Annotated in this window: 13 protein-coding genes, 3 tRNA genes and 3 rRNA genes; 9 read left to right on the forward strand and 10 right to left on the reverse strand. The window is 54.1% G+C overall.

What is annotated here, in order from left to right; translation table 11 throughout:
- Nucleotides 1-17: 17 nt before the first annotated feature.
- Nucleotides 18-1,010: a 2-keto-3-deoxygluconate transporter gene (gene kdgT / locus ACR42C_RS01765; protein ID WP_080330013.1), complete on the reverse strand. Its 993-nt coding sequence runs from the start codon at nucleotides 1,008-1,010 to the stop codon at nucleotides 18-20.
- 652 nt (nucleotides 1,011-1,662) lie between these two features.
- Between kdgT and proP the strand changes: the two genes are divergently transcribed.
- Nucleotides 1,663-3,165, forward strand: coding sequence for a glycine betaine/L-proline transporter ProP (gene proP / locus ACR42C_RS01770; RefSeq protein ID WP_041911505.1), 1,503 nt, complete (start codon nucleotides 1,663-1,665; stop codon nucleotides 3,163-3,165).
- A gap of 33 nt (nucleotides 3,166-3,198) precedes the next feature.
- Here proP and ACR42C_RS01775 read toward each other — a convergent pair whose 3' ends face one another.
- Nucleotides 3,199-4,152 carry a nickel/cobalt transporter gene (locus tag ACR42C_RS01775; protein WP_479984673.1) on the reverse strand — a complete coding sequence of 318 codons (954 nt, stop codon included), beginning with the start codon at nucleotides 4,150-4,152 and terminating at the stop codon, nucleotides 3,199-3,201.
- A gap of 496 nt (nucleotides 4,153-4,648) precedes the next feature.
- On the opposite strand from ACR42C_RS01775, the gene ACR42C_RS01780 reads away from it, so the two are divergent.
- From ACR42C_RS01780 to rrf, 5 genes are all read left to right on the forward strand, one after another.
- Nucleotides 4,649-6,188 (forward strand): 16S ribosomal RNA (locus ACR42C_RS01780).
- Nucleotides 6,189-6,257: 69 nt separating this feature from the next.
- Nucleotides 6,258-6,334: transfer RNA gene (locus tag ACR42C_RS01785), tRNA-Ile, on the forward strand.
- Nucleotides 6,335-6,442: 108 nt separating this feature from the next.
- Nucleotides 6,443-6,518 (forward strand) — tRNA-Ala (locus ACR42C_RS01790).
- A gap of 170 nt (nucleotides 6,519-6,688) precedes the next feature.
- A 23S ribosomal RNA gene (locus tag ACR42C_RS01795) occupies nucleotides 6,689-9,593 on the forward strand.
- Between the two features lie 71 nt (nucleotides 9,594-9,664).
- Nucleotides 9,665-9,780, forward strand: a 5S ribosomal RNA gene (gene rrf / locus ACR42C_RS01800).
- Together the 16S, 23S and 5S rRNA genes with 2 tRNA genes alongside form the textbook arrangement of a ribosomal RNA operon.
- A gap of 220 nt (nucleotides 9,781-10,000) precedes the next feature.
- Here rrf and ACR42C_RS01805 read toward each other — a convergent pair.
- Nucleotides 10,001-10,076 (reverse strand) — tRNA-Phe (locus ACR42C_RS01805).
- 168 nt (nucleotides 10,077-10,244) lie between these two features.
- Here ACR42C_RS01805 and ACR42C_RS01810 point away from each other — a divergent pair.
- Together ACR42C_RS01810 and ACR42C_RS01815 are read left to right on the forward strand one after the other, a co-directional pair.
- Nucleotides 10,245-11,090 (forward strand): AraC family ligand binding domain-containing protein, encoded by an 846-nt coding sequence (locus ACR42C_RS01810; protein WP_479984674.1) that lies wholly within the window; start codon nucleotides 10,245-10,247, stop codon nucleotides 11,088-11,090.
- Between the two features lie 37 nt (nucleotides 11,091-11,127).
- On the forward strand, nucleotides 11,128-11,718 hold the full coding sequence (locus ACR42C_RS01815) for a LysE family translocator (protein WP_316379824.1): 591 nt from the start codon (nucleotides 11,128-11,130) through the stop codon (nucleotides 11,716-11,718).
- Here ACR42C_RS01815 and ACR42C_RS01820 read toward each other — a convergent pair.
- From ACR42C_RS01820 to aspA, 5 genes are all read right to left on the reverse strand, one after another.
- Nucleotides 11,715-12,290, reverse strand: coding sequence for a transcriptional regulator (locus ACR42C_RS01820; protein WP_316379823.1), 576 nt, complete (start codon nucleotides 12,288-12,290; stop codon nucleotides 11,715-11,717). The two genes, ACR42C_RS01815 and ACR42C_RS01820, sit on opposite strands and share 4 nt — an antisense overlap.
- 49 nt (nucleotides 12,291-12,339) lie before the next feature.
- On the reverse strand, nucleotides 12,340-14,043 hold the full coding sequence (locus ACR42C_RS01825) for a protein-disulfide reductase DsbD (RefSeq protein WP_479984675.1): 1,704 nt from the start codon (nucleotides 14,041-14,043) through the stop codon (nucleotides 12,340-12,342).
- Nucleotides 14,019-14,342 (reverse strand): divalent cation tolerance protein CutA, encoded by a 324-nt coding sequence (gene cutA, locus ACR42C_RS01830; RefSeq protein ID WP_014168278.1) that lies wholly within the window; start codon nucleotides 14,340-14,342, stop codon nucleotides 14,019-14,021. Before cutA ends, ACR42C_RS01825 begins: the two co-directional genes overlap by 25 nt.
- Before the next feature lie 113 nt (nucleotides 14,343-14,455).
- Nucleotides 14,456-15,757 (reverse strand): anaerobic C4-dicarboxylate transporter, encoded by a 1,302-nt coding sequence (locus ACR42C_RS01835; protein WP_479984676.1) that lies wholly within the window; start codon nucleotides 15,755-15,757, stop codon nucleotides 14,456-14,458.
- Between the two features lie 116 nt (nucleotides 15,758-15,873).
- Nucleotides 15,874-17,310: an aspartate ammonia-lyase gene (aspA, locus tag ACR42C_RS01840; protein ID WP_003855923.1), complete on the reverse strand. Its 1,437-nt coding sequence runs from the start codon at nucleotides 17,308-17,310 to the stop codon at nucleotides 15,874-15,876.
- Between the two features lie 335 nt (nucleotides 17,311-17,645).
- On the opposite strand from aspA, the gene ACR42C_RS01845 reads away from it, so the two are divergent.
- A complete protein-coding gene (locus ACR42C_RS01845) occupies nucleotides 17,646-18,110 on the forward strand; it encodes an FxsA family protein (RefSeq protein ID WP_192984689.1) in 465 nt (154 codons plus the stop codon).
- 77 nt (nucleotides 18,111-18,187) lie between these two features.
- Here the strand turns inward: ACR42C_RS01845 and ACR42C_RS01850 are convergent, their stop codons facing one another.
- A complete protein-coding gene (locus ACR42C_RS01850; RefSeq protein ID WP_316380356.1) occupies nucleotides 18,188-19,345 on the reverse strand; it encodes a DDE-type integrase/transposase/recombinase in 1,158 nt (385 codons plus the stop codon).
- A gap of 106 nt (nucleotides 19,346-19,451) precedes the next feature.
- Nucleotides 19,452-20,681: an L-methionine/branched-chain amino acid transporter gene (gene yjeH, locus ACR42C_RS01855; protein ID WP_479984677.1), complete on the reverse strand. Its 1,230-nt coding sequence runs from the start codon at nucleotides 20,679-20,681 to the stop codon at nucleotides 19,452-19,454.
- Nucleotides 20,682-20,691 lie beyond the last annotated feature (10 nt).

The raw sequence follows: 20,691 nt of genomic DNA on the forward strand, positions 1-20,691 counted from the left end.
TAGACGGGTGCGGTGTGTTAATGATTCATCTCAATCGGTTTCGGTTCAGGCTGGATCTCTTGCACATTTCCGTAGCGCTTCGCGTAAAGCGCCGTGATGATGGGCACCAGGATCGCGGTGACAATCACGCTGGCGGCAACCAGTGCCGTTGCGGAAGCGGCTACCGGTTCAAAGGCCGGGTTTATCTGGGCAATAATTACCGGGTTTGCGACGGCAGCGCCTGCGGCTGAAGAGGCGGCGACGCCCGCCGTGCCGTTTCCTCCCCCGATCACGCGGTCGGCAATAATCAGCGGAATACCGGTGATGATGATAACCGCGACACCCAGCACAATCCCCAGCAGTCCCGTATCAAGGATCACGTTCAGGTTGATGGTGTTGCCCAGCGCAAAGCCAAAGAACGGGATCAGCACTGGCGTAGCTTTGCTGAAGAAATCACGCAGATCGTGATCCAGATTACCCAGGGCAAAACCGATCAGAAACGGCAGGATCGCGCCGACAAAGTGGTGCGGCTCAAAAGAAGCCAGGCCAGCAGACCCCAGGATCAGCATCGTCATGAGCGGGCCGGATTCCAGAGACATCAAAACAAATGCGCCGGACTCCTCTTTCGTTCCGTACTGGTTCATCAGGCTGGCATACAGCCCGCCGTTGGTCATATCCATCGCCGAGACAATCGCCAGGACGGATAGCCCGGCGAAGAAACCGGTCTGAATTCCATTTTCCGGAATGAACATCGCGCATATCATTGCGACAACCCAGGCGACCGCTATTTTGGTTATCACCAGCGTTCCGGATTTGCGTAATACGGTACCCGTAGCGCGTAAATTAATGGATGCGCCGATACAAAAGAACCAGACGGCCAGGATGGGAACGGTACCCGTAATCATCCCTTTTGTGAAACCACCAAAATAAGCCCCGGTATCAGGTGCTAATGTATTCAGAATGGCGCCGAGTACCAGCGGCACCAGCATCATACCACCCGGTATACGTTCTATCGTGGCTTTAATCTTCATATACAACCCTCATAATTTTTACCACTCGTGGCGAGCGGCAGGTGTAAATAAAAAATCAATAAATTCAACTTGATGAAGGGTTTTTTGATGGTTTGTATTTGATAACCCCGCAACCAAAATGCAGTAAGTGCTCTTCTTTTCTCTTGCCAGAAAGCACCTGGTGCTATGTTTCGGGAATTATCATGCGATCACTGGAATAATGATTCAATGAAAATAAAACGATGTTTTAGTTATCTGTATCACATATTGAATGTAAACTTTACGACGCGTTCTGTCAGGTGAGGTTTTATGTAAATCTCTTGTAAAAATTTGCCTTTATATTCCGGGATAAAAAGAAAACGGATCATGCTGAAAATCATTATCAAGGGAAGGGTTGAGAAAGGTCTTATTTGCGGAAGTTGACAAATGCTGTCTTCACTTTACGCAGCATAAATATATGTGTGAAGTTGATCACAAATATAAACGCTGGTAGGGTAAAAAGGTCATTAACTGCCCAGACAGGCGTCAACAGGTTCGGTTGTATCGACGGAAAACGTCAATGTAAGTAAACCTGCTACGCTTGAATAAGGCGATTCGCATGGAGCGGATCCCATGGTTCGCAGCACGCTAACTGGACTGTGAAACAGACAGGGCCGAGTCAACGAGGATAGCTATGCTAAGAAGGAAAAAGGTTAAACCCATCACACTGCGCGACGTCACCATTATTGATGACGCAAAACTGCGTAAAGCCATTACTGCAGCCTCGCTTGGTAATGCGATGGAATGGTTCGATTTTGGTGTCTATGGCTTTGTCGCCTACGCGTTAGGTAAAGTGTTCTTCCCCGGGGCTGACCCCAGCCTGCAGATGATTGCCGCACTGGGTACGTTCTCCGTTCCCTTCCTCATTCGCCCGCTGGGCGGTCTGTTCTTCGGTATGCTCGGTGACAAATACGGTCGCCAGAAAATACTTGCTATCACCATTGTCATTATGTCGATCAGTACGTTCTGTATCGGCCTGATTCCGTCCTATGCCACGATCGGCATCTGGGCACCTATTCTGCTGTTGCTCTGTAAGATGGCGCAGGGCTTCTCCGTCGGGGGCGAGTATACCGGTGCGTCGATCTTCGTCGCGGAGTATTCCCCTGACCGTAAGCGCGGCTTCATGGGCAGCTGGCTGGACTTTGGTTCGATTGCCGGATTTGTGATGGGCGCGGGCGTCGTGGTTCTGATTTCAACCGTGGTCGGTGAGGAGAACTTCCTCGACTGGGGCTGGCGTATCCCGTTCTTTATCGCGCTTCCGCTGGGTATTATCGGTCTTTACCTGCGTCACGCGCTGGAAGAGACGCCTGCCTTCCAGCAGCACGTTGAGAAACTGGAGCAAGGTGACCGCGAAGGCCTGCAGGATGGTCCGAAAGTCTCCTTTAAAGAGATTGCGACGAAGCACTGGCGCAGCCTGCTGACCTGTATTGGTCTGGTGATTTCCACCAACGTCACTTATTACATGCTGCTGACCTACATGCCGAGCTATCTGTCGCATAACCTGCACTACTCGGAAGATCACGGCGTGCTGATCATTATCGCCATCATGGTGGGTATGCTGTTCGTGCAGCCAATTATGGGTCTGCTGAGCGACCGCTTTGGCCGTCGACCGTTTATCATCCTGGGGAGTGTGGCGTTGTTTGCGCTGGCGATCCCGGCCTTTATTCTGATCAACAGTAACGTGCTGGGTTTGATTTTCGCGGGTCTGTTGATGCTGGCGGTGATCCTGAACTGCTTTATCGGGGTGATGGCATCTACGTTACCTGCGATGTTCCCGACGCACATTCGTTATAGCGCGCTGGCGGCAGCGTTCAACATCTCTGTTCTGATTGCTGGCCTGACGCCTACGCTTGCTGCCTCTCTGGTGGAAAGCACGCAGAATCTGATGATGCCAGCCTATTACCTGATGGTTATCGCGGTAGTCGGTCTGGCGACCGGCCTGACCATGAAGGAGACGGCAAACCGTCCTCTGAAAGGGGCGACGCCTGCGGCATCCGATATTCAGGAAGCGAAAGAGATCCTGCGCGAGCATTACGACAACGTTGAGCAGAAGATTGAGGATATCGACGCAGAGATTGAAGAGCTGCAGAAGAAACGCTCCCGTCTTGTTGATCAACATCCTCGGATTAACGAGTAATAAAGAAACCCGCCAACGGCGGGTTTTCTTTTATTAGCATCCGGCGGCGATGTAGTCGCCGTTGGCGCTGATGGGGATGACCGTCAGGAAAAGAATGGTCGCGAACAGGATCAGGACGACCCCTCCGGCAATTTTAACTGCCGGCACCAGCCATCTTAACGAGCTATTTCCTCCGAACCATGCCACCGTGCGTTCACGGGCATAACGAACCGCCAGTGATAGCCCCATAATAGAGAGTGCCGTTCCTAAGGACATGGTCATAACGGCCGCCATCCCCCAGGTGACAATGCCCAGCGCGTTCGAAAACATCAGAATCATGATCGCACCGCTGCACGGGCGTGCGCCAATAGCCAGAATGACGCCCAGACGCGTTTTCCAGTCACCTTGTGTCAGATCTACGCCCACGCCATGATGGCCACAGCCACAGCGTTCATTATGCTGATGGAGCGGATTAATGGTGGAGACCGTCATTCTGCGCGGACGCAGGCTCTTCAGCGCCTGGTAAATGATGAAAGCACCAAACGCGCCAATCAGCACGGCGCTTATCTTCTCAACGTACCAGCGGCTGGTACTGATATCGCCTGACGCGAGGTTAAACCCCACCGCCAGAATAAAGACGAACAGAATCGCGCTAACGCCCTGCATCAGGCTGCCAATGAAGGGGACCACGCGGGCGGCCAGCTCGCTCTCCTTATTGGTGGTCAGATAGGTCGTCATTATGAATTTTCCATGCCCCGGCCCGATGGCGTGAAGGACGCCATAGAGGAAAGCGCCCGTTAAGAGCCATAATCCGCCGCTGTACTGGTGGTTGTTAAGCTGCAGCAGATACATCACCAGATAACGGTGCAGGGTAATTTGCGTGGCAAGACACCACTGGATAAAGGCGTTCCAGTGCGTATGCAGGGTAAATCCCGCGAAGAGGATTGCCAGCAATATTAACCCGGCTCCAGGAAGGTGCCAGTCGCGGCGCAGGCGTTGTGTATTCATGAAGGGGGCTCTGCGGAGAAGAATATTTGCCGCTAGTATAGATGATCTTCCCTTTCAGTTCGCAGGATCGCACCGGGATCCTGATGTAATTGTGGATAAGTCTGTGTGTAAAAAGGTATAAGGCGGGGTTTTGCTGTGGAATGCAGCAGTCAGTCATTTTTCTGTTATTTAACGGTTGCGGCCTGCGGAGAACTCCCTATAATGCGCCTCCATCGACACGGCGGATGTGAATCACTTCACAGACAACCCGGTCGGTTGAAGAGAAAAAATCCTGAAATAACGGGTTGACTCTGAAAGAGGAAAGCGTAATATACGCCACCTCGCAACGGTGAGCTGAAAGCCGCGTTGCAACTGCTCTTTAACAATTTATCAGACAATCTGTGTGGGCACTCAAAGTGACATGGATTCTTAACGTCGCAAGACGAAAAATGAATACCAAGTCTCTGAGTGAACATACGTAATTCATTACGAAGTTTAATTCACGAGCATCAAACTTAAATTGAAGAGTTTGATCATGGCTCAGATTGAACGCTGGCGGCAGGCCTAACACATGCAAGTCGAACGGTAGCACAGAGAGCTTGCTCTCGGGTGACGAGTGGCGGACGGGTGAGTAATGTCTGGGAAACTGCCTGATGGAGGGGGATAACTACTGGAAACGGTAGCTAATACCGCATAACGTCGCAAGACCAAAGAGGGGGACCTTCGGGCCTCTTGCCATCAGATGTGCCCAGATGGGATTAGCTAGTAGGTGGGGTAACGGCTCACCTAGGCGACGATCCCTAGCTGGTCTGAGAGGATGACCAGCCACACTGGAACTGAGACACGGTCCAGACTCCTACGGGAGGCAGCAGTGGGGAATATTGCACAATGGGCGCAAGCCTGATGCAGCCATGCCGCGTGTATGAAGAAGGCCTTCGGGTTGTAAAGTACTTTCAGCGGGGAGGAAGGCGATAAGGTTAATAACCTTGTCGATTGACGTTACCCGCAGAAGAAGCACCGGCTAACTCCGTGCCAGCAGCCGCGGTAATACGGAGGGTGCAAGCGTTAATCGGAATTACTGGGCGTAAAGCGCACGCAGGCGGTCTGTCAAGTCGGATGTGAAATCCCCGGGCTCAACCTGGGAACTGCATTCGAAACTGGCAGGCTAGAGTCTTGTAGAGGGGGGTAGAATTCCAGGTGTAGCGGTGAAATGCGTAGAGATCTGGAGGAATACCGGTGGCGAAGGCGGCCCCCTGGACAAAGACTGACGCTCAGGTGCGAAAGCGTGGGGAGCAAACAGGATTAGATACCCTGGTAGTCCACGCCGTAAACGATGTCGACTTGGAGGTTGTGCCCTTGAGGCGTGGCTTCCGGAGCTAACGCGTTAAGTCGACCGCCTGGGGAGTACGGCCGCAAGGTTAAAACTCAAATGAATTGACGGGGGCCCGCACAAGCGGTGGAGCATGTGGTTTAATTCGATGCAACGCGAAGAACCTTACCTACTCTTGACATCCAGAGAACTTTCCAGAGATGGATTGGTGCCTTCGGGAACTCTGAGACAGGTGCTGCATGGCTGTCGTCAGCTCGTGTTGTGAAATGTTGGGTTAAGTCCCGCAACGAGCGCAACCCTTATCCTTTGTTGCCAGCGGTTAGGCCGGGAACTCAAAGGAGACTGCCAGTGATAAACTGGAGGAAGGTGGGGATGACGTCAAGTCATCATGGCCCTTACGAGTAGGGCTACACACGTGCTACAATGGCGCATACAAAGAGAAGCGACCTCGCGAGAGCAAGCGGACCTCATAAAGTGCGTCGTAGTCCGGATTGGAGTCTGCAACTCGACTCCATGAAGTCGGAATCGCTAGTAATCGTGGATCAGAATGCCACGGTGAATACGTTCCCGGGCCTTGTACACACCGCCCGTCACACCATGGGAGTGGGTTGCAAAAGAAGTAGGTAGCTTAACCTTCGGGAGGGCGCTTACCACTTTGTGATTCATGACTGGGGTGAAGTCGTAACAAGGTAACCGTAGGGGAACCTGCGGTTGGATCACCTCCTTACCTTAAAGAACCTGCCTTTGCAGTGCTCACACAGATTGTCTGATGAAAAACAGCAGTAAAAATCTCTGCAGGCTTGTAGCTCAGGTGGTTAGAGCGCACCCCTGATAAGGGTGAGGTCGGTGGTTCAAGTCCACTCAGGCCTACCAAATTTTCCCTGATACTGCGTTGCGGCAACGCTCACATACTGATGTATGCTTCGCGTTTCCACGCCTTGTCTCAGGAAAAATTACCGGTACAGAGATTTGTAATACGATGGGGCTATAGCTCAGCTGGGAGAGCGCCTGCTTTGCACGCAGGAGGTCTGCGGTTCGATCCCGCATAGCTCCACCATCTTTTACTGCGAACACAAGAAAACTTCAGAGTGAACCTGAAAAGGTGCACTGCGAAGTTTTGCTCTTTAAAAATCTGGATCAAGCTGAAAATTGAAACGACACACAGTTAATGTGTGTTCGAGTCTCTCAAATTTTCGCAATCAGAAGTGAAACATCTTCGGGTTGTGAGGTTAAGCGACTAAGCGTACACGGTGGATGCCCTGGCAGTCAGAGGCGATGAAGGACGTGCTAATCTGCGAAAAGCGCCGGCGAGGTGATATGAACCTTTGACCCGGCGATGTCCGAATGGGGAAACCCAGTGTGATTCGTCACACTATCGTTAACTGAATACATAGGTTAACGAGGCGAACCGGGGGAACTGAAACATCTAAGTACCCCGAGGAAAAGAAATCAACCGAGATTCCCCCAGTAGCGGCGAGCGAACGGGGAGCAGCCCGGAGTCTGAATCAGCTTGTGTGTTAGTGGAAGCGTCTGGAAAGTCGCACGGTACAGGGTGACAGTCCCGTACACGAAAGCACACAGGTTGTGAACTCGAAGAGTAGGGCGGGACACGTGGTATCCTGTCTGAATATGGGGGGACCATCCTCCAAGGCTAAATACTCCTGACTGACCGATAGTGAACCAGTACCGTGAGGGAAAGGCGAAAAGAACCCCGGCGAGGGGAGTGAAAAAGAACCTGAAACCGTGTACGTACAAGCAGTGGGAGCACCTTCGTGGTGTGACTGCGTACCTTTTGTATAATGGGTCAGCGACTTATATTCTGTAGCAAGGTTAACCGTATAGGGGAGCCGAAGGGAAACCGAGTCTTAACTGGGCGTTAAGTTGCAGGGTATAGACCCGAAACCCGGTGATCTAGCCATGGGCAGGTTGAAGGTTGGGTAACACTAACTGGAGGACCGAACCGACTAATGTTGAAAAATTAGCGGATGACCTGTGGCTGGGGGTGAAAGGCCAATCAAACCGGGAGATAGCTGGTTCTCCCCGAAAGCTATTTAGGTAGCGCCTCGTGAACTCATCTTCGGGGGTAGAGCACTGTTTCGGCTAGGGGGCCATCCCGGCTTACCAACCCGATGCAAACTACGAATACCGAAGAATGTTATCACGGGAGACACACGGCGGGTGCTAACGTCCGTCGTGAAGAGGGAAACAACCCAGACCGCCAGCTAAGGTCCCAAAGTCATGGTTAAGTGGGAAACGATGTGGGAAGGCACAGACAGCCAGGATGTTGGCTTAGAAGCAGCCATCATTTAAAGAAAGCGTAATAGCTCACTGGTCGAGTCGGCCTGCGCGGAAGATGTAACGGGGCTAAACCATGCACCGAAGCTGCGGCAGCGACGCTTATGCGTTGTTGGGTAGGGGAGCGTTCTGTAAGCCGTCGAAGGTGGCCTGTGAGGGCTGCTGGAGGTATCAGAAGTGCGAATGCTGACATAAGTAACGATAAAGCGGGTGAAAAGCCCGCTCGCCGGAAGACCAAGGGTTCCTGTCCAACGTTAATCGGGGCAGGGTGAGTCGACCCCTAAGGCGAGGCCGAAAGGCGTAGTCGATGGGAAACAGGTTAATATTCCTGTACTTGGTGTTACTGCGAAGGGGGGACGGAGAAGGCTATGTCAGCCGGGCGACGGTTGTCCCGGTTTAAGCGTGTAGGTGTGTGTTCCAGGCAAATCCGGTTCACTTTAACACTGAGGCGTGATGACGAGGCACTACGGTGCTGAAGTGATAAATGCCCTGCTTCCAGGAAAAGCCTCTAAGCATCAGGTAACACGAAATCGTACCCCAAACCGACACAGGTGGTCAGGTAGAGAATACCAAGGCGCTTGAGAGAACTCGGGTGAAGGAACTAGGCAAAATGGTGCCGTAACTTCGGGAGAAGGCACGCTGATATGTAGGTGAAGCCCCTGCGGGTGGAGCTGAAATCAGTCGAAGATACCAGCTGGCTGCAACTGTTTATTAAAAACACAGCACTGTGCAAACACGAAAGTGGACGTATACGGTGTGACGCCTGCCCGGTGCCGGAAGGTTAATTGATGGGGTTAGCGGCAACGCGAAGCTCTTGATCGAAGCCCCGGTAAACGGCGGCCGTAACTATAACGGTCCTAAGGTAGCGAAATTCCTTGTCGGGTAAGTTCCGACCTGCACGAATGGCGTAATGATGGCCAGGCTGTCTCCACCCGAGACTCAGTGAAATTGAACTCGCTGTGAAGATGCAGTGTACCCGCGGCAAGACGGAAAGACCCCGTGAACCTTTACTATAGCTTGACACTGAACACTGGTCCTTGATGTGTAGGATAGGTGGGAGGCTTTGAAGCGTGGACGCCAGTCTGCGTGGAGCCGTCCTTGAAATACCACCCTTTAATGGCTGGTGTTCTAACGTGGACCCGTGATCCGGGTTGCGGACAGTGTCTGGTGGGTAGTTTGACTGGGGCGGTCTCCTCCCAAAGAGTAACGGAGGAGCACGAAGGTTAGCTAATCCTGGTCGGACATCAGGAGGTTAGTGCAATGGCATAAGCTAGCTTGACTGCGAGAGTGACGGCTCGAGCAGGTGCGAAAGCAGGTCATAGTGATCCGGTGGTTCTGAATGGAAGGGCCATCGCTCAACGGATAAAAGGTACTCCGGGGATAACAGGCTGATACCGCCCAAGAGTTCATATCGACGGCGGTGTTTGGCACCTCGATGTCGGCTCATCACATCCTGGGGCTGAAGTAGGTCCCAAGGGTATGGCTGTTCGCCATTTAAAGTGGTACGCGAGCTGGGTTTAGAACGTCGTGAGACAGTTCGGTCCCTATCTGCCGTGGGCGCTGGAGAATTGAGGGGGGCTGCTCCTAGTACGAGAGGACCGGAGTGGACGCATCACTGGTGTTCGGGTTGTCATGCCAATGGCACTGCCCGGTAGCTAAATGCGGAAGAGATAAGTGCTGAAAGCATCTAAGCACGAAACTTGCCCCGAGATGAGTTCTCCCTGAGACTTTAAGTCTCCTGAAGGAACGTTGAAGACGACGACGTTGATAGGTCGGATGTGTAAGCGCAGCGATGCGTTGAGCTAACCGATACTAATGAACCGTGAGGCTTAACCTTACAACGCCGAAGGTGTTTTGGCGGTGAGAGACACAAACAATATTCAGCCTGATACAGATTAACAGAATTTGCCTGGCGGCTTTAGCGCGGTGGTCCCACCTGACCCCATGCCGAACTCAGAAGTGAAACGCCGTAGCGCCGATGGTAGTGTGGGGTCTCCCCATGTGAGAGTAGGGAACTGCCAGGCATCAATTAAGAAGAACCCCGTACCGTAAGGTGCGGGGTTTTTTGCTTTGTGCGTAGAAAAAACCAGTAGCGCTGCGGGCTTGGTAGGCCGGATAAGGCAAAGCCGCCATCCGGCAACGCAGGCCGCACGATCCCACGGCAAAGAGAAGCAAGAATATAAAGAAGGGATTTATAAACGCAGAAAAGCAAAAACCCAGCCATAGGCTGGGTTCTTTAAATAGTGGTGCCCGGACTCGGAATCGAACCAAGGACACGGGGATTTTCAATCCCCTGCTCTACCGACTGAGCTATCCGGGCAACGGAGCGCATTAAACCGCAATCGCGCCTTATCGTCAACATTATTTCAGGAAAAGCTGTTCAACTGCTTAAGTTTGCGGCAATCTGTTCGTTTTCGCCGTGAAAATGCACAAATCTTCCAGACAATACCAGCCTGTGAGGCAATGCTGATAACAACAGGAGGGCAGTATGGCAAAAGACTGGCTTGAGCTCCGTCAGCATGCGGATACCGGTATTGAAACGATTAAAGCGCACTTCGAAGGCCATGCCTTCGATCCCCACTGGCACGATAGCTATCTGGTGGGGATTACCCTTTCAGGCACCCAGCAGTTCCACTGTCGTCGCGAACGTCACCGCAGCTATCCGGGTGATGCGTTCTTACTGGAGCCGGGTGAAATTCACGACGGCGACGCGCCTGTGGAAGGGGGCTTTACCTATCTGACCTTCTATCTTGACGAGCAATGGCTGACGCGCACCCTCCGGGGATTATATGAAGCCACGCCGGACCGCTACTCGCTTCACTTTGCTCAAACGCTAACGCGAGAACCTCAGCTGGTCCGTTCTATCGGCGAGACGTTTAACGCGCTGCATAGCGATGAGATGAAAATTGTGCAGCAAAGCACAATGGATAACCTGCTCTCTCAGATCACCTCCCATTGCCACTGGCGTAAGAAACTCCCGTCGCAGCTACAGAGCGCTGCCGTGGCGCACCGCGCACGTGACTATCTTTATGCGCATATCGGCGAGAACGTGGGGCTGTCAGACCTTGCGCGCGAGACGGGCACGGATCGCTTTACGCTGACGCGCTGTTTTAAGCGTGAGTTCAACCTGGCGCCGCACGCCTGGCTTATTCAGCTGCGTCTGGCAAAGGCGCGACAGCTGCTGGCGCACGGCGAGCAGCCTGTTAATGTCGCTACAGCGCTCGGCTTTGCAGACCAGAGCCATCTGGGACGCTGGTTCCAGCGCGCATACCGCATTTCCCCCGCCCACTACCGCCGGTTGTGCACAAACCTTCCAGACGTTTCCAGAAAATAACGGCACAGTGATGGCTCTAAGAAAAAAGGAGCCCCCTGTGAGCCTGATGCCTTATCTGCTGTTTGCCTTTGTTGCGTCGATAACGCCCGGTCCGACGAATATTCTTGTTCTCACCAACAGCCAGCACTTTGGCGTGAAAAATACCGTCCCTGCCATTTTGGGGGGATGTATTACGGCGAGTCTGATTGTGCTGGTATCGGGCGCTGGCGCCGGGGAGGTGTTGCGCCAGTTTCCTCTGATACGCCAGGCAATGAGCTGGGCAGGCGTACTGTGGCTCACCTGGATGAGCTGGCAGCTGTATCGCGCACCTGCGGCGAATATTGCTGAGAAGGCGCCTCATCGTTTCACGGCGCAAGCCGCAGCGCTGCTGCAGCTGGTGAATCCGAAAACGTGGATGATGGCGCTGGCGGTAGTGAGTCTTTTTGCCCCCGCGAGCATTCACCCGTTAAGAGATATTGCGCTGATGGCGCTATGGTTCTTACTGATTTCTGTGATGTGTTTGATGTGCTGGGCGTGGCTGGGGAAGGCGGTAAGCCGGGTGTTTCGCACCACCGTGGCGATGGTGCGGTTTCAGCGCCTGATGGCGCTATGTCTTCTCATCTCTGCCTGGGCGGGCATGCTGGTCTAGGTCAACGCCCCACCCATACGACACTGGGCAAAGCGCAGAATGTCTTCCGCCAGACGGTGCGCCGTATCCACATCTGCCTGGCTACGGTTCACCAGCATGCGGCTCAAACAGCCCTCCAGTACGAGCTCCATCTGCTTAGCGACCATTGCCGGGTCATCCACTTCAAGCGTTGTCAGCAGTTCATGGGTGAAGTCATGCGCCGCACGTTTTTGCTGATCCGCCAGCTGGTGTATTGGATGGCCAGGATCGGGGTAAAACGTACAGGCAGCAATAAACAGGCAGCCCGGATAACGATTGTTGCTGACGCATTCTGTCAGGGCGGTGTAGCGCGCCAGCAGCTTTTGCTCAGCCGTCAGATCTTCATTCAACATTAGCTGCCTGCGCCAGATATCCACCTGCTGGCTAAGATAGCGTAGGGCATCATAAAGCAGCGCCTCTTTATCCGGCCAGAAGCGCTTTAGCTCATCCAGAGGGTAATCGATACGGTCGGCTACCATCTCAAGCGTGGTGCTGGCGATCCCTTGAATCTCAAGTAGTTGCAGGGCTTGTCCCAGTACGTCTTCGCGTTGCACGGTTGTCTCCTCCGCTATTCCCAACGGTATGTCCCGTCTAAAGTGTTGTTTACGGTTGGCGATTGCGCAAATGCGCGCTGAATGCCGTTGCATCCATAAACCCGGTTACACGCTGTTCTGGCTGCTCTTCCCCTTGTTCATTAAAGAACAGAATGGTCGGCAGCCCGAGCACGGTAAGGTGTTTAAGCAGGGCCTTATCCTGCGCATTGTTGGCCGTGACGTTTGCCTGGAGCAACACCGTTTCTTTCAGGGCATTTTGCACCTGAGGATCGCTAAAGGTGTATTTTTCAAACTCTTTGCAGGCGACACACCAGTCGGCATAGAGATCGAGCATCACCGGTTTGCCTTTTGCCTGCGCCAGCGCGCTGTTGAGCTCATCGACGTTCTTAACGTGTATAAAGTTTAAATGTGCCTGCGTCTGGCCCACCGGTGAGCCGAACGCCCAGTCCTGAAGCGGACGCACACTCACCAACGCGGCGGCGAGCAGGAGAATTTGCACCAGACGCATCCACGCTTTTGTGGCCCCCAGGCTGACGATAAACGCCCATGAGAAGAACGCCACGCCGAGCATGGCCCACAGGCGCAGACCCCACGTGTCACCAATAATACGCTCCAGCAGGAACACCGGGAGCGCCAGAATGACAAAGCCAAACGCGGTTTTCACCGTCTCCATCCACGGGCCGCTCTTCGGCAGCAGGCGGTTGCCAAATACCGTCACCAGAATCAGCGGCAGGCCCATACCGAGCGCATAGAGATACAGCGTACCGCCGCCGAGCCACATGTTGCCGCTCTGGGCAATGTACAGCAGGATAGCGCTGAGCGGCGCGGTGGTGCAGGGGGAGCAAATCAACCCGGCGATGGCACCCATTGCGAATACGCCGCCCGCAGAGCCACCCTGCTGGCGATTGCTCATCAGCGTTAAGCGGGTTTGCAGCGAAGAGGGCAGCTGCAGCGTGAACAGGCCAAACATCGACAGCGCCAGCAGGATAAATACGACGGACAGGCCAATAAGCACGTAAGGATGCTGGAGCGCCGCCTGGAACTGTAGCCCGGCCGCGGCGACCACGAGCCCGAGCGCCGTGTAGGTGAGCGCCATACCCTGCACGTAGATAAACGCCAGCAGCAGGGCGCGGGCGGTAGAAAGACGCTGTTTGCCGCCCAGCACAATCCCGGAGATAAGCGGATACATCGGCAGCACACACGGGGTAAAGGCAATGCCGATGCCAATCAGTAAGGCCCAAAGCGCTGAGAAAGGAAGGTCGGAAGCAGCTTCGCCTTCACCCCTCACCCTGGCCCTCTCCCCTGAGGGGAGAGGGGAGGCAGCCGCTTTAACTTCACTAAGCGGAACGACCTTCGTTTCAGGTGGGTAGCAGAAGCCCGCGTCGGCACAGCCCTGATAGGTCACCGTCAGCGTGGCGTCCTTATCCGCCTGATTCACCGTGACGGGCACGCTCAGGCGCTGGCGATAGATTTCACTTTTACCGTAGAATTCGTCCTCGTGCCACTCGCCAGCGGGCATCTGCAGCGCGCCGACGCTAGCCTTTGCAGGCGTGATGCTGACCTGCTTGCGGTAGAGATAGTAGCCCTCTTTCACCTGCCAGGTCAGATTGAGATCGTGCTGGTCCTGCTGAAAATCGAAAACAAACGCCTGGTCGGCAGGAATAAAGTTTGAACGGCCGGGTGCGTCAAACAACCCGGCAAATACTGACGTGCTGCACAGCAGCAGGATCAGCGTAAAGAAGCGTTGAGCCATGAGAGATAGTCGTTATCGCCGTGGACCACTGGCAGCACCAGCAGCTCCGGGGTTTGGTAAGGATGATGAGACTTGAGGCAGTCAAGGAGCGCCTGCTGATTCGCCAGATTAGTTTTAAGTAACATCTGGACTTCATACTCCTGCTCCAGCTTGCCTTCCCAGTAATAGAGGGAGGTCGCGCCGGGGAGCAGCGTTACGCAGGCTGCCAGTTTTTCGGCCAGCACTTTGGCGGCGAGATCCTGGGCAGAGGCTTCATCAGGGGCGGTACATAGTACAACAACAGCATCAGGCGTGTTCACAAGTCGACCTCCTCATCACGAAAGTCTTCACTATATCACGCAAGGCGATTGGTCATTAATGAAACGGGCCGCAGAGCGGCCCGATTTTAACTATTTTTACAACGGCTAACCGTTTACAGCACAATGCCGCCGATGATAAAGCCGAGGACGACGCAAAGCGTAATCGCCACCACACCCGGGATCAGGAACGCGTGGTTAAACACGTACTTACCGATGCGGGTTGAGCCAGTATCGTCCATCTCAACCGCCGCCAGCAGGGTTGGGTAGGTTGGCAGAACGAACAGCGCAGAAACGGCGGCAAAAGAGGCAATCGCCGTCAGCGGTGCGACGCCTAACATCAGTGCAGCAGGCATCAACGCTTTGGTGGTGGCGGCCTGGGAGTAAAGCAGCGTCGCGGCAAAGAACAGTACCACTGCCAGCAGCCACGGGTAGTTGTGCAGCAGGTCACCCGCCACGGTCTGGATATCGCTAATATGCGCTTTCACGAAGGTGTCACCGAGCCACGCCACGCCCAGTACGCACACGCAGGCGCTCATACCGGATTTGAAGGTGCTGGCGTTCAGCACTTCGCTGGTGTCGATTTTACAGGTGATGCTAATCAGCGTCGCAATGGTCAGCATGAACACCACAATCGCTTCGTTACGCGGCAGCACCGGGTTCTGAATCAGCCCCACAGTGTCGCTGATGGCGGTCGCGTAGAACATCACGGCGACAATACCGATCAGGAACAGCAGCACGGAGCGTTTCGCGTGCGGCTTCAGTTCGAAGACCTGGCTACCGCGCAGGCTCACTTCACCTTTTGCCAGACGCTCCTGGTAAACCGGATCGTCTTTCAGCTCGGCGCCGAGGAAGTTACACAGCACGGCGGTAATCATCACCGCAATCAGCGTAACCGGAATACAGATCGCCAGCAGCGTCAGGTAGCTCACGCCCATTGGCTCAAGGATACCCGCGAAGAAGACTACGGCGGCAGAGATTGGCGACGCGGTAATGGCAATCTGAGACGCCACTACAGCAATAGAGAGCGGACGAGACGGGCGAATACCCTGCTCTTTTGCCACTTCAGTAATCACCGGCAGCGTGGAAAATGCCGTGTGGCCGGTTCCCGCGAGAATGGTCATAAACCAGGTCACCAGCGGGGCAAGGAAGGTTATATATTTCGGATGGCGGCGCAGCATGCGCTCCGCCAGGCTCACCAGGTAGTCCATACCGCCTGCGACCTGCATGGCCGCAATAGCAGCAATAACCGCCATGATGATTTCAATAACGTCAAAAGGGATTGCGCCGGGTTTAATCTGAAAGATAAGGGTAAGCACGAGCACCCCGAGGCCGCCGGCAAAACCAATGCCGATACCCCCGAGTCGCGCGCCCAAATAAATCGCCAACAGGACGATGACGAGTTCTGCTCCAAACATAAAGACCTGCCTTGCTTATTAACAAGTTGATATTGAATTGTTGTATTTAGGTAACGCCTAAAAAGAAAAAAGGCACGTCACTTGTGACGTGCCTTTCGGAAGCCTAGCCTGAACTGTTACTGTTCGCTTTCATCGGTATATCGTTTCGCTTTATATGCCGGGTGCATCAGGTTCTGGGCCGAGAAGATATCGTCCAGCTCAGCTTCGGTCAACAGCCCGCGCTCCAGCACGACTTCACGAACGCTCTTACCGGTTTCGGCACAAATCTTACCAACGATGTCGCCGTTGTGGTGGCCGATGAACGGGTTGAGGTAAGTGACGATCCCGATGGAGTTATAGACATAGCCTTCGCAGACTTCTTTATTCGCCGTGATGCCGTTAATGCATTTTTCCAGCAGGTTGTAGCAGGCATTGGTCAGGATGTGAATAGATTCAAACATCGCCTGGCCAATTACCGGCTCCATCACGTTCAGCTGCAGCTGACCCGCTTCAGAGGCCATGGTCACGGTCGTATCGTTACCGATGACTTTGAAGCACACCTGGTTCACCACTTCTGGCACAACCGGGTTCACCTTAGCTGGCATGATGGATGAACCGGCCTGCAGTTCTGGCAGGTTTATTTCGTTCAGGCCAGCGCGCGGACCGGAAGAGAGCAGGCGCAGGTCGTTACAGATTTTGGACAGTTTCACCGCCAGACGTTTCAGGGCGCTGTGTACCATCACGTAGGCACCGCAGTCGGAGGTGGCTTCAATCAGGTCTTCCGCAGGCACAACCGGCAGGTTAGACACTTCCGCCAGCTTCTGAACCGCCAGCTGCTGATAGCCATCCGGGGTGTTCAGACGCGTACCGATGGCGGTTGCGCCCAGGTTCACTTCCAGCAGCAGCTCGGAGGTGCGCAGCAGGTTTTTAGTTTCTTCGTTCAGCAGCACGTTAAACGCGTGGAACTCCTGGCCCAGCGTCATTGGCACCGCGTCCTGCAGCTGGGTGCGACCCATTTTCAGGATGTCCTGGAACTCAACCGCTTTACGCTGGAAGCCATCACCCAGTTGGTTGATAGCATCTACCAGTTTCACTACAGAGGCATACACCGCGATACGGAAGCCGGTAGGGTAGGCGTCGTTGGTGGACTGGCATTTGTTAACGTGGTCGTTCGGGTTCAGGTACTGGTATTCACCTTTCTGGTGACCCATCAGCTCCAGGCCAATGTTTGCCAGCACTTCGTTCGTATTCATGTTGACTGAGGTACCCGCGCCGCCCTGATAGACGTCAACCGGGAACTGGTCCATACATTTGCCGTTGTTCAGCACTTCATCGCAGGCAGCGATAATCGCATTTGCCGCGCTTTTCGGAATGGTTTGCAGCTCTTTGTTCGCTAGCGCTGCGGCTTTCTTCACCATCACCATGCCACGGACAAACTCAGGGATGTCGCTGATTTTGCTGTTGCTGATGTAGAAGTTTTCAATCGCTCTCAGAGTGTGAACACCATAGTAGGCATCCGCTGGAACTTCCCTGGTACCCAACAAGTCTTCTTCGATACGAATGTTGTTTAACATGTGAACCTTCTTTTCAAGCTGCCGATGGATTGTACTAAACACACAGTATTTATGTGGTTTTGAATATTTTCTGGCCGACGATTATTCCCTCAATCAGCCAGATGTTCGAGATCATATGCTGATGATAGCGAATTGCCGTAAGCTGGATCACTTATTATCGAGCCGATTCCATGATAATTATTAATCTGTGAAATGGGTCACCGCTTTAATATTTCCAAAAAAAATATCCGTGCAAACCGATTGAATTTTCGCTAACCGTCACCATCTCATACAAACGCGCGTCGCGAACACATTCAGACAGGGGCCCGACGGCACCTGCCCAACAGGAGATGCCAGTGCGCTGGATACCGTTTATTGCCTTCTTTCTCTATGTTTACATTGAGATTTCAATTTTTATCCAGGTTGCCCACGTGCTGGGCGTCCTGCTGACGCTGATTCTGGTGATTTTCACCTCGGTGATTGGTATGTCACTGGTGCGTAACCAGGGTTTCAAAAATTTCCTGATAATGCAGCAGAAGATGGCCGCAGGCGAAAGCCCGGCAGAAGAGATGATCAAAAGCGTGTCGCTGATTATTGCGGGCCTGCTGCTGATCCTGCCGGGGTTCTTCACCGACTTCCTCGGCCTGCTGTTGCTGTTGCCGCCGGTTCAGAAGCACCTGACCATGAAGCTGCTGCCGCATCTGCGCTTTAGCCGCATGCCGGGCGGCGGGTTCAGCACAGGGCCAGGCGATACTTTCGAAGGGGAGTATCAGCGTAAGGATGACCAGCGCGATCGTTTAGATCATAAAGACGATCGTTGATTTTTTTGGCCCGGTGACGCGTCGGTATGACCGGATACAAAGGTGACAGATCAGACCGGGAACATAGGTAACACTTTTTAGTCTATCCGGAGCACACTCTGGGTTTTTCGGTCATAGTACGCAAGCGTTATTCCGTTAAAGATGATGGCCTCAAGGCCATCATCTTGTTCTTCCAGCATGATGTACTCATCAGTCAGCGCTTCACTCAGGAACACCGTCCCCTTTTTCCCCATATAGAGTGTCCCCCTCGATTTCACCCTGTAGACCGTACCTCCTTCCGGATAAGCATATTCAGGAACCCTGCCATCCCAGTGACGGCCTGAAGGCTTCCACACCGTTCCGGGCGTTGCACCCGCCAGGGCTTCATGCGGCCTTTCGTAGTTAAACTCTTCCCGGTAGTCACTGAACCACCGCTGTTGTTCTTCCATCGTCATGAAGGTGTTGCCCTGTTTCACTGCACTTTTCAGCGAGCGGTGCATTCGCTCATGACGGCCGTTTTCTTCCGGATGCCCCTTTCTGATACGTTCCGGTCTGATGCCCAGCTTTATCAGCCAGACTGCAAGGCGACTTAACCCGGCGATACCTGTTCCCGCGAACGGCTGACCATTATCCGTTCTCAGGACTTCCGGCAGACCGTACTCCAGGAACGCATCCGTCAGGCACTGCCTGACGAAGGGCTCGCTCTCCCGGTCCGTTCCCCGGCAGCTCAGAAGATACCGGCTGTGATTGTCGGTCAGGGTGAAGGGATGGCAGTATTCCCGGCTCAGCAGCCTGAACTTGCCTTTAAAATCAGCACTCCAGACCTGATTGTTCTCACTGATGATGGTCAGAGGCTGCCGATTACCCGGTGTTCTGCGTTTTCGCTTTTTATCCGGAACCAGGCCTTCACGCTTGAGGATATCGCCGATAGTGCTGGCAGCAGGTACGGTAAAATCGACGTGATGATTGAGCAGCCACATCCGCAGTTTTTTAGGGCCCCAGTCAGGGTGTTTTTGACGCAGGGCAGTCAGGTGTCCGGCAATATCATCAGGAACCGTCCGGGAGTGGGAGTGTGGTGCACGCGATCGGTCAGAGAGAGATGACAGGTCAGAGGGGTCAAAACGCTGAAGCCATTTATAGCCGGTTTTACGGCTGATGCCAAAAAGGCGGCAAAGAGCGGAGAATGAGTCCGTACCTGCATGGCAGGCACGGATAAAATCAAGGCGTTGCATAGGTCGGGTCTCAGTCCAGGGCATAGCGAGTCTCCTCTTCTATGCCAGTTATAACTGTTACCCATGTATCCGGTCTAAAGTGTTACCCATGTTTCCGGTTCATACCCGTCGCTTACCGGGCCTGCAGATTTTACCGCTTCGGTAAAAACGCCCACAGCCCCGCCAGCATGACGATGGCGTACACAATCTTCCATCCCACCATCGCCAGCAGCAGCAGGCAAAGCACACCCCCGAAAACCGCCAGTGCCTTATAGCGCCCTTTCAGCAGACGACAACCCGCCAGCATGCACAGCAGGTAGATCATGATGAAAATGCCGTTGGCGTAGACGATCAGCGCATCAAGGTTGATGTCGAGAATATAAATGCACAGCGAGCTCAGTACACAGCAGCCCAGCACGGCATTCAGCGCATTAACCGGGAGTCGACGTTTAGACAAACGTGCAAGACGGCTCTCCGGTTTGTAGAGTGCCTGCGACCACACCAGACGGGCGAAGCTCTGGATATAAATATTGAGGCTGGCGAAGCAGGCGAGATAGCCAATCACGCAGGCCACCCATAGCGCCTTCACACCGAACAGTTCAACCACGATACCCGGTAGCGAAGCGGCAGCGGCTTTATCTTCGCCGAACGCGTTGAAGTGCAGCACCAGCACGGTACAGGCCCAATATACGGTGCCCGCCAGCAGCAGGCCAATCATCAGGGCGCGGGGAAAATCACGCTCGGGCTGTTTAAACTCGGAGGCCAGGTGCGCGAACGCTTCAAGACCAACGAAACACCAGAACATGACGGATAACGCAGCGAAAAACTGAGAATGGTCGATATCGTTTATCGCAGGGAAAGGGATATCCGCCACGGTAATGTCACCCGCAAACCAGATGGCGACGATCAGCGCGACGATCAACACGGCAACCAGCGTTTGCAGATTCGCGCTTGAACTGGCCCCGCGCGAGCCCACCCACCAGACAATCGCCAGCGTACCCAGTTCAGCCAACAGCAGCTGTTCGTCGTGCCAGCCAAACAGCGCCTGTCCAAAGCCGGTGGCGATATGCAGGGCTGCCGGAAGGCCAACGGGTATGACCGACAAAAACAGCCAGCCGGTCACGCGCTCCATACGCGGACCAAACGCCATGCCGACAAAATGCGCCACGCCGCCTGCGCTGGGGAAATGTCGTCCAAGGATGGCAAACACAATCGCCACCGGGAACACCAGCAGGATCAGCACCGGCCATGCCCAAAGGCTATTATTTCCGGCGACCAGCGCCGCCAGTGCCGGTACGGCAAACACGCCCGTCCCTAACAAGGAGGTTGAAAGCAGGCCAACGCCCTGCGCCAGCCCCAGCTCCTGCCTGAGTCCACTCATTTACCCTGTC

This window comes from Enterobacter sp. MG-EB028 (genome assembly GCF_056673305.1).